Below are 15,334 nucleotides of genomic sequence, written 5' to 3'. Positions count from 1 at the left end.
ATCCTGCGCAAGATCGCCGAAAACGACTACGGCGCCCTCGGCGACACCTCAACCCTCGCAGACCCAACCGTCGTCGACGACCTCATCGACAACCGTATGAACAAAAGCTGAGTCGGCGGCGGCCCCCGCCCCGCCCCGGGGCCCAACTCTAAGACTACCAGCCGCCGGGAAACCGGCGGCTGTTGTCGTTCCTGTCTCGCGTGGGCTTTAAACCAGCAAGGCGTCGAAGGCGGCCAGATGATAGGAGGAACCGATCAAGAGATTGTCGTAGACTGCGGACAGCGTCGTTCCTTCGACAGCTTCGGCGGCTTCGGCGATATCGACTATATCCTTTTCCTCGATCGCTTTGCCGACCTCCAGCGCATCCGTTACGGATTGCGCGCCCTGAGCAAGCAGCGTGTCGTAGAGCTCTTGTAATTCCGGGTCTTCAAATTCTCCGGCTTGGGCAAACACGAAATCGTCCACGTCTATGCCCAACTGTTCGGCCTGGGTGATCAGAGCGTCAAAGTGTTTGTCCTCAGAGTCCGCAATCTTGTTGAAAATTTCCAAACCATAGAGGTCATAAAATGCCTCATAAATGTCCCCGGCCAGCTTCTCTTCTTCGATCATGAAGAGCAACTCTGCCACGGCCTCACCCGATAGCGTCGAAGAGGTTTCTGCGACTTCCGTAGTCTCCGCAACAGTGTCAGTTTGGGTATTCTTCGGGTCAGATGTGGCCCCGCGAAATCCGCCGTTGCCGGAGAGATGCGAGTGACGACCGGCGTGGAAATTATCATTTTTCATCTTGCTTGTTGCTTTCTTTCAGTGGTTTGCGCGCCTCAAATTACATTCATAAATCTATATGTATTAATCTGACGTAAACGCAAGAACCCGGCAAAGGGCGAAAGCTGAAATCTGCCGATCCTCCGGCAAAGGCCTGCCGATCTGTGCAAGGAAATTTTAACGTGCCTTAACCAAAAACAATCAAACTGCCTTCAATTTTCCTGATGCCGCTGCGATAATCCCTAACCTATGTTAATCTTCTCAGGTGGGGGCCTTTGAACGGAGCATAATAAAATGCTACTTGCAGGCCCGACCCCTTGGATCGCGCCATTGGCCACGGGACACCCCCTTGGCCTTCCCGGCGCTGAAAAACCAAATTCGACACAGCAGCGGGTGCAGCCCTTGGCACAATCGCGCGATGCCGAAGGCGCGCTGACACGCGGTCGACCGACGACTGTACTCTGGCAGCCTTCGGGCTCGGAACCGGACGCCGACACGCACGTTGCACCGCCTTCGATCATGCAGATCAAGATTTTGCAAATGCTGAGCGAACAGGCTGACAAAAGGGCCGAAGACAGCCCGGAAACTGAATCAGAAGATACCAAAAATTCTCCGGATGAGGCTGGACTGGCCAATTCGGCAGGCAAACCCGAAGAAAAAACGGACGTCTACCTTATCAGGGTTGGTGGCGGCACAGATGACGCTGCCGAGAACGCGACCCGCAAAGAGGCTCGGACCGAGACGTCATCACAATCGGCCAAGACCGGATACGAAGAGGCGTCAAGCCTTTCGCGCGACGCGGTCAAAGCCCCGGCTGATTGATTACAGCTACCGGGGCGACTTGGCGAAGTCATCCTTGGGCCACCTACGATGGGAAAACGTCATGATTGCCCCATCTGAGCCATCCCATTTCGCCCTGTCCACGCACGTCTTAAGCCGCAGCTCCTTGCCGGGGATTTCAGCCGCGAAGTGCATATTGGGCATTTCCCAACCTGATTTCCCCTCCAGCGCCGCTTTTCACCGGGTCAACCTTGTCCTATAAGCCCTTAGTCGGGGCCGTTAGCGCACACCAAGCGGCCCAAGAACATTAGGGCGAGGATCGCATGAGCAACAAAACCCACGAGGCGGATGTCGCCTTTATCAAGGCATTGGCCGATGTGCTGCGCGAGAACGATCTGACAGAGCTTCAGGTCAAACGTGACTATGGTGAAGATGACAGCCTGAATGTCCGGGTCAGCCGGATGCACCCACAGGCACCTGTTGCGGCGGCTCCCGCACAATACACTGTCGCCGCCCCTGTCGCGCCCGCTGCACCAGCCGCTCCAGCAGACGACATGCCCGAGGATCCCGCAGCCCACCCCGGCGCAGTAACCTCGCCCATGGTTGGGACGGTCTACATGCAGGCCGAGCCGGGCGCGCCCTCATTCATCAGCGTTGGCGCCAGCGTCAAAGAAGGCGATACCCTGTTGATCGTCGAAGCCATGAAGACCATGAACCACATCCCGGCCCCGCGCGCCGGAACGGTCAAGCGTATCCTTGTGGAGGACGGCGCGCCCGTCGAATACGGCGCCCCTCTTGTGATCCTCGAATAAGGGGCGCGCGAGATGATAGATAAAATCCTGATCGCCAACCGGGGCGAAATCGCCCTGCGCGTCATCCGAGCTTGCCGCGAGATGGGCATCGCCAGCGTGGCGGTCCACTCGACCGCCGATGCCGACGCCATGCATGTTCGCATGGCCGATGAAACCATCTGCATTGGCCCGGCCCCCGGCACTGACAGCTATCTGTCGATCCCGGCCATCATATCGGCCTGCGAAGTGACGGGCGCACAGGCCATCCACCCGGGCTATGGCTTTTTGTCGGAAAACGCCCGTTTTGTGCAGATCGTCGAAGACCACGGGCTGATATTCATCGGCCCCTCGGCCGAACATATCCGCACGATGGGTGACAAGATCACCGCCAAGGACACGGCCAAGGCACTGGGCATCCCGGTTGTTCCCGGGTCGGCGGGCGGCGTTGCGACGCTGGACGAAGCCAAGCAGATCGGCCGCGACTTTGGCTATCCGGTCATCATCAAGGCCACCGCTGGCGGCGGCGGTCGCGGGATGCAGGTCGCCAAGGACGAAGCCTCGATGGAGCGCGCCTTCATGACCGCGCGCGCCGAGGCCAAGTCGGCCTTTGGCAACGATGAAGTCTATATTGAGAAGTACCTGCAAAAACCCCGGCATATCGAGATTCAGGTCTTTGGTGACGGTCAGGGCGGCGGCGTTCATCTGGGCGAACGGGACTGTTCGCTGCAAAGGCGCCATCAGAAGGTCTTTGAAGAGGCGCCCGGCCCGTCGATCACCCCGGAAGAGCGCAAGCGGATCGGCGAAATCTGCGCCAATGCCATCGCCAAAATGGGCTATTCCGGCGCCGGGACCATCGAATTCCTGTACGAAGACGGCGAGTTCTACTTCATCGAAATGAACACCCGCCTTCAGGTCGAACACCCTGTCACCGAAGCCATTTTCGGGCAGGACCTTGTGCGCGAACAAATCCGCGTCGCCTCGGGGCAAAAGCTGTCGTTCACGCAGGACGAATTGAAGATCAACGGCCACGCTATCGAAGTCCGCATCAACGCGGAAAAGCTGCCGAACTTCTCGCCCTGCCCCGGCAAGATCTCGGCCTTCCATGCGCCGGGCGGTTTGGGCGTGCGCATGGATAGCGCGCTTTACGACGGCTACACGATCCCGCCCTATTATGACAGTCTGATTGCCAAACTGATCGTACATGGTCGCGACCGGCCAGAGGCACTGGCCCGTCTCAACCGCGCCTTGGGCGAGCTGATCGTTGATGGGATCGACACCACAGTGCCGCTGTTCCACGCGCTCTTGCAGGAAAAAGACATCCATACCGGCGACTACAACATTCACTGGTTGGAAAAATGGCTGGAGGCCGGGGGCCTCTCCTCCTAGGGCGATGGAAAGCGTCACCACCGACCTTTTGCTTCATGCCTATCGCTCGGGCATCTTCCCGATGGCCGAGCATCGCAACGACCCCGAAATTTTCTGGGTGGACCCGCGTCGACGCGGCGTCATTCCGCTGGACGGTTTCCACATCTCGCGCTCGCTGGCCAAGCGGCTGCGCAGGAGCGACTACATGGTCACGCTCAACCGCGACTTTCTGGGCGTGGTCGATGGCTGCGCGGACCGGCAGGAAACCTGGATCAGCGCCGAAATCCGCGACCTTTATTCCGAACTCAACGCCATGGGCAAAGCCCATTCGCTTGAGGTGTGGATGGAAGGCAGCCTGGTCGGTGGAGTCTATGGGGTGACCATAGGCACCGCCTATTGCGGGGAATCGATGTTCTCGCGCCGCACCGATGCCTCCAAGATCGCCTTGGCCTGGCTTGTTGACCTGCTGCGGCGTACGGGCTTTACGCTGTTTGACACGCAGTTCATCACGCCGCATCTGGCATCTCTGGGCGGTGTGGAAATCCCAAGGGCAAGCTATCGCGCGCAACTGGCCGAGGCGCTGTTGCACGATGCGGACATCCTGTCGGCCCCATTGGCCAGCAGCGGTCAGGACGTGGTGCAGCGCATCACCCAGACGTCATAACGCGGGTGATCCAGCGGGTTGAGCGCCGGCGACGAGGCGACCATCCAGCCACGATACACCGGTTGGGCCACCCCCGCTTCCCGGATCGTCAAAAAGGCATAGGCGTCACCGGCAGGGTTGCCCACAGGATAGCGGCATTCCGTCAATGCAATTTCGATCAAGCCCTGCTGAGAGGTCTGACCATTGACCAAAGTGACGTCGGAGACCTTGGCATTCAGCTTGTCCAGCACGCGCAGAACAGCGCCGTTCCCGGCATTCACTGTCTCTTGTGCGCCGACAGGAGCAGCCAGAACACAGGCAACCAGAAGGGCAAGCCGCTTCATTCCGTGCTGCTCCCTCCGCTGACGTACTTCAGCAGCAGCGACAGGAGGCTGACCGCGCCCTGTGTATCCAGAATTTCATCGCCTGCTTCATAGTTGAAGGGCGATCCGCCGGGGCTGATCTCAATGAAATTGCCGCCTAGCAAGCCTTCGGAAGAAACGATGATCGAACTGTCGTCAGGAATTTCGATGCCGTTGTCGATGTTGACAACTGTATCCGCGCGAAAGGTCTCGCGGTTGAGGTCGATATCGGTGACAGTGCCCACCTTGACGCCCGCCAGACGCACATCGGTGCCAACGCTGACCCCTTCAAGCGACCGGAACGAGGCGCGCAGGTCATAGCCGGACGTACCCAGCTCAAACCCCGTGCTTTGGATGGCATAAAGGCCAAAGGCCAAAGCGGCGGCCAATACGCCGCCGCCTACGATCACCTCGGTGGTCGAGTGGGTCATTCCGGGCTCCACGCCTCGTAATCGCTGCGGTCTGCAGGCTTGACGCGGCGAAGCGAGCCGGCAGGCGCATAGGCCAGCGCGGTGCCAGTCAGGTTCTCGTGGTGGGGTTTTTCCCAAGCCTTGTGTGCCAGCGGTTTGTCACTGGGCAGGTCGTCAAAGGTGTGATGCAACCAGCCGTGCCAATCGGGCGACACGCGCGACGCTTCTGCCTCACCATTGAAAATCACCCAACGACGCTCGCCATCTGCGGTCTGATAAAAGGTGTTGCCCTGTTCGTCTTCGCCCACCTTGGTGCCATTGCGCCATGTGTAGATCTGCGTGTTCAGGGTTTGCCCATTCCACCATGTGACGGCGCGAAGAAGCGTGTTGAGAATGCCCATTAACGACTCCTGTCTCTCTTGCTCCTCTATATGACGAAAACCAAGGGCAAGGTCCAGTGGCAGCCATGCCGCATCCGCGACAAGCTTTCTTCAAGCTCTTTGGAAATTTCTGGCGTGACATGCGCGGCCCGCTTAACCTTTGCTTAACAATAAGAGCAGGCAAATCGAATGACCCAGATCGCAATTGCAGCGGAATGCAAAGGTGTGCGTGTGCCCGCCTCGCCCTTCCTGACCGAAACCCGCATCCGCCGCATCGAAGAAGCCCGCTATGAAGGCGAAGAAATCGCCGGAGCGCTCGCGATCGTGCAACGAGACGACCGGGTTCTGGAAATGGGCGCCGGGCTGGGGATCGTTGGCGCGGTAATCGCGGTGAACGCCCGCCCCGCGGCAGTTTTGTCGTTCGAGGCCAATCCGGACTTGGTGCCCCATATCAAAGCCTTGCATCAGGAAAACGGCTTGCAGAATAAGGTGGAGCTGCGCAATCAAGTGCTGATCAGCGCCCCTGACCGCCCCGAAACCGTGACATTCTATCTGCGGAACTCGTTTCTTGGATCGTCGCTGATTGATCAAAGCTCGCGCCGCACCCGCCCGGTTGAAGTGCCAACGGCCTCGTTTGCAGAGGTGCGCAAAGCCTTTCGCCCAACCGTCCTGATCATGGACATCGAAGGCGGCGAATTGGACTTCTTGACCCATGCGGATCTGGCAGGCATCCGCGCCGTGGTGATCGAATTTCACCCGGACGTGTACGGGATTGACGGCGCGAAGACCTGCAAGGATCGGCTACGCCAGCTTGGGTTTCGCAAGCAGGTTGAACATTCGACGCGCTTTGTCTGGACCTGTGTTCGGGCGCCGGCGCTGGCCAGCAAACAAACGCCCCCGCCCAGCCCGCAAAGCGGTTTCGCGCCCCAGATACAAGTGCATGAACAGGCGGTTGTCTTAGCGCCCTGTGAAAATTCGCTTGCGGTTCCGTCAGGCGTGATTTCCGTCAGTGGCGAGGACGTTCCCGAGGCGGCGCTTTGGCGGAACAAGCGACGATTGAACCTGCCCTTTTCCTTGCCCGAGGACGAGATCGAAGAGTTGCCCGGGACATGGCTTTGGGGTGGCACACTCTGGCAGTATTTCGCACATTTCATAGTGGAAAGCAGCTGTCGCCTTTGGGGATTGGACCATCTGAACGGCGAAAAGCCCGACGGCATTGTCTTTATTCCCCGCCGCCACCGGGGCGCGCAGGAATTTGCAAGTTTTCAGACGGGTTTTTTCGAGGCGCTTGGCGTTGATCTGCCGATTCATGTGGTTCATCCCGCCGCCCGGGTCGAACGCCTTATCGTACCCAACCAAGGCTTTGGTCTGGGCGAGATCAGCGCCGGGACACCTGCATTCCGAAACTTCATGCACCGCCGGTTTGGAGAAGGCATTGCCGCCGATGGGCCAGAAAACCTTTATATCTCGCGCAGCAGACTTGGACCAAAGCGCGGCGCGCTTGTGGGAGAAGCGCGGATCGAGCAGGAACTCGCCGCGCAAGGGTATGAGATCTTTCACCCCGAGCGCCATGACATGCCGACGCAGATCGCACGCTATAAGGCCGCAAGGCGCATTCTGGCCAGCGAAGGCTCAGCCCTGCATCTGTTCGGTTTTGTAGGGCGGGCGGATCAGCGCGTTGGCGTCATCACGCGGCGTAAATCCATGGCAACCCAACACATCCTGTCGCAGCTGCGAAGCTTTACCGGGGCCGAACCAGTGCTGTTGGACACGTTGCGCAGGGTCTGGCAGCACAAGGAAACCCCGCGCGCGCGGCTGTCAACCGGTGAACCTGACCTACCGAAGCTGCAACACGCCCTTGTGCGCGAAGGCTTCATTCAACCTGGTCCGATTTGGGAACCCTTAGCAGAGGCTGACGTACTGCACGAACTTGGTGATCAATACACCACGCCCCCCACGCATTTGGCCGCCGAATAAGGCGCTCATGTCCTACCCTGCGGGCAAATGTGCCGTCAGTTCGATCTCGATCCGGAACTTCGGGTCGATCAAGTTGCATTCGATCATTGTCGCCGCCGGAGGATTGGCTCCGAAGGTTTCCAACAGGATGGGCCAACACGGCTCGAACTCGGTCGCGTCGGGCAGGTAGTAATTGACCCGAACAACATCTGGAAAAGACGCGCCCGCCTCGGCCAACGCCTTTTCGATTGTTGCCAGCGCAGCGCGGCATTGGTCCTGAACCGTCGCGCCTTCGCCCACGGTGCCGGCCACATGCACAAATCCGCCTGCCACAACGGCACGGCAGTACCCGATCTTTGCCTCAAACGGGCCGCCAGAAGAAATGCGTTTGATTGCCATTGGCTCTGTCCCACGAAAAAGGCGGGGTATCACCCCGCCTTGCTTTAGTCTTTCATCTCGGATGCCTCAGCTTGCCGAGGCCTCTTCCTTTTTCTGATCGCCGTAAATCATCAAGGGCTTGGCGTCGGAATTGACCGCTTCTTCGTTGACGACAACTTCGGTCACTTCTTCCATACCGGGCAATTCGAACATCGTGTCCAAAAGGATGCCTTCGAGGATGGAGCGCAGCCCGCGTGCGCCGGTCTTCCGTTGGATCGCCTTCTTGGCAATCGCCGAAAGTGCGTCATCGGTGAAGGACAGTTCGGTGTCCTCCATCTCGAACAGGCGCTGGTATTGCTTGACCAAGGCGTTCTTGGGCTGGGTCAGAATGGTGACAAGCGCGTCTTCATCCAGATCTTCCAGCGTCGCCACAACTGGCAGACGGCCAACGAATTCCGGAATCAGGCCGAACTTGAGCAGATCTTCGGGCTCAAGCGACTTAAATGTCTCGCCTACGCCCATTTCGCTGTCGTCACGCACATCGGCGCCAAAGCCCATGGCCGAGCCCTTTCCGCGCTGCTTGATGATCCGGTCAAGGCCGGCAAAGGCCCCACCGCAAATGAACAAGATGTTCGTTGTGTCCACTTGCAGGAATTCCTGCTGCGGATGCTTGCGCCCGCCCTGCGGCGGCACCGAAGCTACGGTGCCTTCCATCAGCTTCAGCAAAGCCTGCTGCACGCCCTCGCCCGAAACATCACGGGTGATTGAAGGGTTTTCGGACTTGCGCGTGATCTTGTCGACCTCATCGATATAAACGATGCCGCGCTGTGCGCGTTCAACATTGTATTCCGACGACTGAAGCAACTTGAGGATGATGTTTTCGACATCTTCGCCCACGTACCCGGCCTCGGTCAGGGTCGTCGCATCCGCCATGGTAAAGGGCACATCCAGAATCCGCGCCAACGTCTGCGCCAGCAGAGTCTTGCCGCAACCCGTCGGACCGATCAGCAGGATGTTCGACTTCGCCAGCTCGATGTCCGAGGATTTCTGTGCGTGGTTCAATCGTTTGTAATGGTTGTGGACCGCGACCGAGAGCACGCGCTTGGCCGTAGCTTGCCCGATCACATAGTCGTCTAGCACATCGCAAATCTCGCGCGGGGTAGGCACACCTTCCGAAGCCTTCAGGCCAGCGCCCTTGGTTTCTTCGCGAATGATGTCCATGCAAAGCTCAACACATTCATCGCAGATGAACACTGTCGGCCCGGCGATGAGTTTGCGGACCTCATGCTGGCTTTTGCCGCAGAAGCTGCAGTAGAGGGTGTTTTTGCTGTCACCGCCTGAATTCGTCGCCATATTGCACCTTTCCTGCCTGTCCTTGACCCTTCGTTCAGATCAACCGACAAGCCGTTTCTTTCCGCACCGACCGCCCCGTGTCCGTAAGCTTAGGACAGGCATTCGGGGCGGGCAATCCGAAAGTTTGCCCCGCCCCGGAGAGGGGCGGGACGGTTGTCTTACTTACCGCTCTCGTCATCACCGGTCTGGCGAGACGTCACGATTTCATCAATAAGGCCCCATTTCTTGGCCTCTTCGGGATCCATGAAATTGTCCCGCTCAAGCGCGTTTTCGACCGCTTTCAGGGTCTGACCGGTGTGCTTGACGTAAATTTCGTTCAAACGCTTCTTAAGTTTCAGAGTCTCTTCAGCATGAATCATGATATCCGTCGCCTGCCCCTGATACCCGCCAGAAGGCTGGTGCACCATGATCCGGCTGTTGGGCAGCGAAAAGCGCATGCCAGCCTCACCGGCGGTCAGCAGCAGCGAGCCCATCGAGGCTGCCTGGCCGATCACCAGAGTCGACACCTTGGGTTTGATGTACTGCATGGTGTCGTAGATCGACAAACCCGAGGTCACAACGCCGCCGGGGCTGTTGATATACATCGAGATTTCCTTGGAGGGGTTTTCCGCCTCAAGGTGCAGCAGCTGTGCAACCACAAGGCTGGACATGCCATCATGCACCGGCCCGCTGAGGAAAATGATCCGCTCCTTCAACAGTCGCGAAAAGATATCATAAGCACGTTCGCCGCGGCTGGTCTGTTCGACCACCATGGGAACGAGGGTATTCATGTAAACGTCAATCGGGTCTTTCATCGCGAACCTGCCTGCTTGTGTCTTGATGGATGCCTAAGGCTTAGGAGTTACCAGAGTCTTAGTGCCGGCCCCAGACACCCGCAAGGGGCGCTGAAAAATTCCACGTTCTTGTCGCGATTGAGCAAAGCCCTAAATCTGATTGCTGATGAACGGACGAGGCAATCAATGCGACCGCTGAATGATTTTCCGCCAACCCGGCTTGCCGGACTGGCCAGATTGGCCGATTTTGCCCCTTCGGCCGGGCGCGACTATGCAGCGCGGCGTAATTTTGATCTCGGGATCGGACAACATCAGTACGTTTCGACACTGTCGCCCTATCTGCGGCATCGCGTCATGACGGAAGATGAAGTTTTAGCTGCCGTCCTTGCACGACATTCTGCAAAGTCCGCTGAAAAATTCGTGCAAGAAGTCTTTTGGCGAACTTACTGGAAAGGCTGGCTTGAAATGCGGCCCGGCGTCTGGACCGCCTATCAAAGCGCCCTGCGCCAACGATTGGACGAGGTGTCGACCCAGTCAGGGTTGCGCGCGGGCTGGGAGGCAGCCTGCAAAGGCGATACCGGGATCGCCTGTTTCGATGCCTGGGCACAGGAACTGACGCTGACCGGTTATTTGCACAACCATGCCCGTATGTGGTTTGCCTCGATCTGGATATTCACTCTGCGCCTTCCTTGGGAGTTGGGCGCTGACTTTTTCCTGCGGCACCTGCTTGACGGCGATCCGGCCTCGAACACCTTGTCATGGCGCTGGGTGGCGGGGCGGCAAACGCAAGGCAAAACCTATCTGGCGCGCGCCACTAACATTGAGAAATATACCGAAGGGCGTTTTGCGCCGTCTGCGTCCGAATTAGCGCCCGAAGCCCCTGCCCCGAATGCGGCGCCGCATCCGCCGCGCCACTCCCCACCGGCGCAGTCGGATTTTGATCCATCGCTGCCAACGGTCCTGATCCTGCACGACGACGACCTGTCGCCATCGTGGCTTTGGCGGCAAGGGTTTGCCCCCATAGCCACCGCGACGCTCAGCCGTCCCGAAGATCTGTCACCCTTGGCCCCGGCACCGCATGTGATCGCTTGGAAGCGCGCCGGAGTCGAGGATTCCTGCACCCGCAGCAAGGATCAACTGGGGCCTGTGACCCATGGCCTGAATGACGCAGAAGCTTTGGAAAAATGGGCGCGAGACATCGGCGCACAGCAGATCGTGACACCTTACGCGCCGGTTGGCCCCAATGCGACAGTTCTGAACAGTATCAAAGGGATACCTGTGATCCGCCCCATTCGCGCCCATGACCTGAACGCCTGGCCCCACGCCACCGCGGGCTTTTTCAAATTCAAGGAAAAGATACCCTCGCTACTCGGGGATTTACGGGGCTTGCGCGCGGCCTAAGTGCCATGACCGATCCGCTGCGCCTCGGTGCAGATATGCGCGGCGCACTCCAGTTCCAACGTGACATGGTGCAGCCCGTGCTGGTCGGACAGGCGCTGCTTGACCGCATTCTTGATGGCATCCGCTTGCCCCCAGGACCCGGCTTCGATCACCAGATGCGCCTCGAGCGAGCTGTGGTGTTCATCCATCTGCCACAGATGAGCGTGATGCATGTCCTGCACGCCCTCGACCGCTTCGGCCGTTTGGATCACCGCCTCTGGCGCCAGCTTCGGCGGACTGCCCAACATCAGGATGCGCACCACGCCGCCAATCTCGGAAAAGGCCATCCACAGGATATATCCGGCAATCAAGAGCGTCACTGCCGGGTCCACCCAGGTCCAGCCGAACAGCAAGATAAGAGTCCCCGCCCCAATCACCGCAACCGAGCCCATCGCATCGGCCACATTATGTAGAAACGCCGCGCGGATATTCACGCTGTTTTTGGACATCGAATAGGTCAAAGCGGCAGTCACCAGATCAACCACAAGCGCCACGCCTGCGATAATGACAACCAGCCAACCGGCCACCGGCTCTGGCGCCAGGAACCGCATAACCGCCTCGTAAACAAGGTAAATCCCGATCACGATGAGTGTCGTCAAATTGACCAGCGCGGCCACAACCTCGGCCCGGCCATAGCCGAAAGTCATCGCCGCATCCGCCGGGCGTCGCGCAATCTTGCGAGCCCAGAACGCGATGATCAGGCTGATCGCATCGCTGAAATTGTGCAGCGCATCGGCGATCATCGCGAGACTGCCGGAGACAATCCCGCCAATGACCTGCGCGACGGTCAGCAAAAGGTTAACGCCTACGGCAGCAGCAACGCGGCGATCGCCGGCCTCGGGATCGATGTGGTGATGGTGATGATCATGGGGCATGGCCGGAGTGGGCCTGAGCCGCACCCAAAGGTCAAGACCAAGCCTTTGATCCGCTCCGCCATTTGTCGCGGGCCTAAAAAGTTCAGCAACCTGCCCGCAAGTTGCGGCTGAATTTCACGGCCGCCCGCTAGGTCGGCAGAAGTCCAAAGCCCGCCGCCAGTGCCAGCATGGTTCCCAAGATGACGATTCGAATCCTGAAAGACATTGGTTATCTCACTGTTGCTTTGGCGGGCGGGATGAAAATCCCCGCCATGAAAATGATGCGATCCATTGGGCAAAATTTCCCCACGGCGCGAGGCCACCCAGCCTCGGCTTCATCTTCAACCGACTGGCAATTGATAACAATTCCGGAATACCCGACCACATAGGCGTTCGGGCGCACCGATGGTGAGGGTTTTGAAATTCGCCGGCGGACAATCGCATCGGTGCTGACGGCTCAATACGACAAAACCCGGCGCGGTTTCCTGCGCCGGGTTAAACTTGATCCCATCTGGATCGCTTCAGGAAAGCGATCAGGTCGACCCGCTAGCAGGCCAGAGCCCCAAAGGGCCAGCGCCTGTTTTCATCTGATCACTGAGATACGGATTTCAGGAATTCCGTAATCGCAGCCAAATCCTCGTCCTTCTTGAGGCCCGCAAAGGACATCTTGGTGCCCTTCACGTAATCGCGCGGGTTGGACAGGAAAGCGTGCAGGCTTTCTTCGTCCCAGACGCCGCCCATCTCGGCCATGGTTCCCGAGTACCTGAAGCCCTCAACACCGCCGATTTCTCGGCCAAACACGCCGTTCAGAACAGGGCCAGTCCGGTTCTTCGCGCCTTCACCCACCTGGTGGCAGGCCTTGCACTTTTTGAAGACGTTCTCGCCAGCGGCCACCAGATCGGCGTCCAGCGCGGCAACGGCCATTTCTGCCGGAGCCTCGACAGGCTCTTCGACCGGCGCTGCCGCTGTGTCTTCCACCGGCGCTGGCTCAGGTGTCTCGACCGGGGCGGCGGCGGTGTCTCCACCTTCTTCTTCCGGGGTCACGTCCAGAACCGTCGCGCGCATCGTGATCTCGACGCTGTCCTTGCAATTTTCCATGCAAGGCTCTGTGCTCCAGATCGGATACTCGGTCTGAGCCCGGTCATCGACGATAAAGCCGTCCGCATTTGCCATCTCTACCTGATCCCAAGTCTCTTTAGACAGCTCGAACTCATCGTCGATGATGTCATTGGAGTAGAGGATATAGGCCACGATCGCATAGACCTCATCATTCGAAAGGGTCTGCGCATTGCCAAAGGGCATGGAGCGGTGAACATAGTCCCACACCGTAGAAAGATAAGGCCAGTAGGACCCGACGGTCTTGAGCGGATCATCGTCCGCAAGGGTGCCGTCGCCGCCCGCCAGTTTGGGCCAGTTATCAACCCCCTCGGCAAATGAGCCGTGGCACACAGCACAGTTTTCCTCGAAGATCGGCTCACCCTCTGCGGCCGTGCCTGACCCGTCGGGCAGGCCTGTGCCATCAGGGCTGACATCCACGTTCCACGCGGCGACCTCTTCGGGCAAGGCTTCGCGGCCAAGACCGAAACGCGTGCCAGTGCTGGCCTCGTCCGCATAGGCTGCAGAGACCACAAGGCCGTCCGCCGAAGCCGTTTCTGCCGCCTGCACCGGGGCCTCGGGCTCGGGGATTGGTGCCGGAAGCGCCGCAAGGGTGCGCGGATTTTCCGGGAAGGGCGCGATGCTGCGGTCCGCGAAATTGAAGGCGGCTGTGCCAAGCGCCAGCAGGCCAATCGCGGTGCCGCCAAAGAGTTTAAGAGACTTCGACATTTTCTGCCTCCCCATTGGCCTTCACGTGCCAGGTCTGGATACAGTTGTTATGATAGATCGAGTTCAGCCCGCGCACGTCGCGCAGCTGAGCCTTGGTCGGCTGAACGTAGCCCGTTTCATCCATGGCACGCGACTGGAGCAGCATCTCTTCGCCGTTCCAGGTTGTGTCCAGATAGAAGCGGGTCAGGGCCTTGTCTTCGCCTGCGTTGGCAAGGCGCGCGGTTTCCCATGTCATGCCGCCATCTTTCGACACGTCGACCCGGGTGATCTTGCCGTGACCGGACCATGCCATGCCGGTGATGACCAGCGGGCCGTGGCCGTGCGTGATGGGGGCCTGAGGGCTGGGCGAAGTGACAACCGACTTGGCGTCCATGACCCAGGTCCACTTGCGCGATGTGCCATCGGCCAACGTGTCGGTGTACTTGGAGGTTTCTTCGCGCGACTCGACGGGGCCATCCATGACCTCGACGCGGCGCAACCACTTGACCCACATGTTGCCTTCCCAACCGGGAACCACAAGGCGGACCGGGTAGCCATGTTCCTTGCGCAGCGCTTCGCCGTTGGCCTTGAAGGCCACCAGCACATCGTCCATCGCCTTTTCCATCGGGATCGAGCGGCCGTTCGAAGAGGCATCCGCGCCCTCGACATAAACCCACTTGTCCTTGAGATCCCCCGCTGCATCCAGACCGGCCTCGGCCAGAATGGTGCGCAGCGGCACGCCAGTGTATTCCATGTTGTGGATCATGCCGTGAGTAAACTGCGCGCCGTTCAGCTGTGCGCCCGCCCACTCCATGCCGGTGTTGGCCGCGCATTCTAGGAAATAGGTGTGATTTTCGCGCGGGAACCGTTCCAGATCTTCGTACGAGAAGATCAGCGGCTTATCGACAAGACCGTTGATCATCAGGCGATAGTCGCTTTTCGCCAGCTCAATCGCGCCCGAGTGGTGACGCTCGAACGCGCAACCCTGCGGGGTGATCGTGCCATCCAGCGCGTGGATCGGCGTGAAGTTGATCGAAGAAATCGTGTCGGCGGTCAGCCATTCCACGTTACGGCGGATCACATCGTCTTCGAATTTGATCGGCAGGCCGTAAGGCGTGGCGTCAACGCCGTCGCCAAAGCCGTTGGCCCAAGGCTGCACCTCGGTGATCAGCGGGTCCGGGCCAGCGGCCCGTGCAGCCGTGGCCGCAACCGTCCCTGCCCCCAGAGCCGCAGCGCTGGTCAGGAACTTGCGGCGCGAAGGGCCTTTGTTCTCAGTGGTCATCG

At 59.3% G+C, this 15,334-nt stretch carries 16 protein-coding genes; 6 read left to right on the top strand and 10 right to left on the bottom strand.

The window, feature by feature from the left end; genetic code table 11:
- Positions 1-207: 207 nt before the first annotated feature.
- The gene (locus ACOYQJ_RS19525) at positions 208-783 is read right to left on the bottom strand and encodes a DUF2202 domain-containing protein (protein ID WP_422907683.1); all 576 of its coding nucleotides are present in this window, start codon (positions 781-783) and stop codon (positions 208-210) included.
- Between the two features lie 273 nt (positions 784-1,056).
- On the opposite strand from ACOYQJ_RS19525, the gene ACOYQJ_RS19520 reads away from it, so the two are divergent.
- The 4 genes from ACOYQJ_RS19520 to aat all read left to right on the top strand — a co-directional run bounded on the left by ACOYQJ_RS19520 (position 1,057) and on the right by aat (position 4,362).
- Positions 1,057-1,584, top strand: coding sequence for a hypothetical protein (locus ACOYQJ_RS19520; RefSeq protein ID WP_422907682.1), 528 nt, complete (start codon positions 1,057-1,059; stop codon positions 1,582-1,584).
- A 281-nt stretch (positions 1,585-1,865) separates the two neighbouring features.
- Positions 1,866-2,354: an acetyl-CoA carboxylase biotin carboxyl carrier protein gene (gene accB, locus ACOYQJ_RS19515; protein ID WP_422907681.1), complete on the top strand. Its 489-nt coding sequence runs from the start codon at positions 1,866-1,868 to the stop codon at positions 2,352-2,354.
- Positions 2,355-2,366: 12 nt separating this feature from the next.
- Positions 2,367-3,719 (top strand): acetyl-CoA carboxylase biotin carboxylase subunit, encoded by a 1,353-nt coding sequence (gene accC, locus ACOYQJ_RS19510; RefSeq protein ID WP_422907680.1) that lies wholly within the window; start codon positions 2,367-2,369, stop codon positions 3,717-3,719.
- Positions 3,720-3,723: 4 nt separating this feature from the next.
- Entirely contained in the window at positions 3,724-4,362 is a 639-nt protein-coding gene (gene aat / locus ACOYQJ_RS19505) for a leucyl/phenylalanyl-tRNA--protein transferase (protein ID WP_422907679.1), read from the top strand.
- On the opposite strand, the gene ACOYQJ_RS19500 is transcribed toward aat, so the two are convergent.
- The 3 genes from ACOYQJ_RS19500 to ACOYQJ_RS19490 are packed head-to-tail and all read right to left on the bottom strand — an operon-like array spanning position 4,326 to position 5,514.
- Positions 4,326-4,685: a DUF2155 domain-containing protein gene (locus ACOYQJ_RS19500; RefSeq protein WP_422907678.1), complete on the bottom strand. Its 360-nt coding sequence runs from the start codon at positions 4,683-4,685 to the stop codon at positions 4,326-4,328. The two genes, aat and ACOYQJ_RS19500, sit on opposite strands and share 37 nt — an antisense overlap.
- Positions 4,682-5,134, bottom strand: a complete 453-nt coding sequence (gene mlaD, locus ACOYQJ_RS19495; RefSeq protein WP_422907677.1) for an outer membrane lipid asymmetry maintenance protein MlaD — start codon at positions 5,132-5,134, stop codon at positions 4,682-4,684. Before mlaD ends, ACOYQJ_RS19500 begins: the two co-directional genes overlap by 4 nt.
- Positions 5,131-5,514, bottom strand: a complete 384-nt coding sequence (locus tag ACOYQJ_RS19490) for an NADH:ubiquinone oxidoreductase subunit NDUFA12 (protein ID WP_422907676.1) — start codon at positions 5,512-5,514, stop codon at positions 5,131-5,133. Before ACOYQJ_RS19490 ends, mlaD begins: the two co-directional genes overlap by 4 nt.
- A gap of 168 nt (positions 5,515-5,682) precedes the next feature.
- On the opposite strand from ACOYQJ_RS19490, the gene ACOYQJ_RS19485 reads away from it, so the two are divergent.
- Positions 5,683-7,470 carry an FkbM family methyltransferase gene (locus ACOYQJ_RS19485; RefSeq protein ID WP_422907675.1) on the top strand — a complete coding sequence of 596 codons (1,788 nt, stop codon included), beginning with the start codon at positions 5,683-5,685 and terminating at the stop codon, positions 7,468-7,470.
- 12 nt (positions 7,471-7,482) lie between these two features.
- Here the strand turns inward: ACOYQJ_RS19485 and ACOYQJ_RS19480 are convergent, their stop codons facing one another.
- From ACOYQJ_RS19480 to ACOYQJ_RS19470, 3 genes are all read right to left on the bottom strand, one after another.
- Positions 7,483-7,848: a RidA family protein gene (locus tag ACOYQJ_RS19480; RefSeq protein WP_422907674.1), complete on the bottom strand. Its 366-nt coding sequence runs from the start codon at positions 7,846-7,848 to the stop codon at positions 7,483-7,485.
- 66 nt (positions 7,849-7,914) lie between these two features.
- Positions 7,915-9,180 carry an ATP-dependent Clp protease ATP-binding subunit ClpX gene (gene clpX / locus ACOYQJ_RS19475; protein WP_422907673.1) on the bottom strand — a complete coding sequence of 422 codons (1,266 nt, stop codon included), beginning with the start codon at positions 9,178-9,180 and terminating at the stop codon, positions 7,915-7,917.
- A gap of 158 nt (positions 9,181-9,338) precedes the next feature.
- On the bottom strand, positions 9,339-9,974 hold the full coding sequence (locus ACOYQJ_RS19470) for an ATP-dependent Clp protease proteolytic subunit (RefSeq protein ID WP_422907672.1): 636 nt from the start codon (positions 9,972-9,974) through the stop codon (positions 9,339-9,341).
- Between the two features lie 165 nt (positions 9,975-10,139).
- On the opposite strand from ACOYQJ_RS19470, the gene ACOYQJ_RS19465 reads away from it, so the two are divergent.
- Positions 10,140-11,354 (top strand): FAD-binding domain-containing protein, encoded by a 1,215-nt coding sequence (locus tag ACOYQJ_RS19465; RefSeq protein ID WP_422907671.1) that lies wholly within the window; start codon positions 10,140-10,142, stop codon positions 11,352-11,354.
- Here ACOYQJ_RS19465 and ACOYQJ_RS19460 read toward each other — a convergent pair.
- The 3 genes from ACOYQJ_RS19460 to soxC all read right to left on the bottom strand — a co-directional run bounded on the left by ACOYQJ_RS19460 (position 11,351) and on the right by soxC (position 15,332).
- The gene (locus ACOYQJ_RS19460; RefSeq protein ID WP_422907670.1) at positions 11,351-12,268 is read right to left on the bottom strand and encodes a cation diffusion facilitator family transporter; all 918 of its coding nucleotides are present in this window, start codon (positions 12,266-12,268) and stop codon (positions 11,351-11,353) included. The two genes, ACOYQJ_RS19465 and ACOYQJ_RS19460, sit on opposite strands and share 4 nt — an antisense overlap.
- 570 nt (positions 12,269-12,838) lie before the next feature.
- Positions 12,839-14,071 (bottom strand): c-type cytochrome, encoded by a 1,233-nt coding sequence (locus ACOYQJ_RS19455; protein WP_422907669.1) that lies wholly within the window; start codon positions 14,069-14,071, stop codon positions 12,839-12,841.
- Positions 14,055-15,332, bottom strand: coding sequence for a sulfite dehydrogenase (gene soxC / locus ACOYQJ_RS19450; protein WP_422907668.1), 1,278 nt, complete (start codon positions 15,330-15,332; stop codon positions 14,055-14,057). The genes ACOYQJ_RS19455 and soxC overlap by 17 nt, the downstream gene beginning before the upstream one ends.
- Positions 15,333-15,334: the final 2 nt, after the last annotated feature.

The organism is Pacificoceanicola algae (genome assembly GCF_049341065.1).
In the GTDB taxonomy this organism is placed as follows: domain Bacteria; phylum Pseudomonadota; class Alphaproteobacteria; order Rhodobacterales; family Rhodobacteraceae; genus Pacificoceanicola.
The sequence above is the reverse complement of the archived record's forward strand: the minus strand, read 5'-3'. Positions and strand labels throughout refer to the sequence as shown.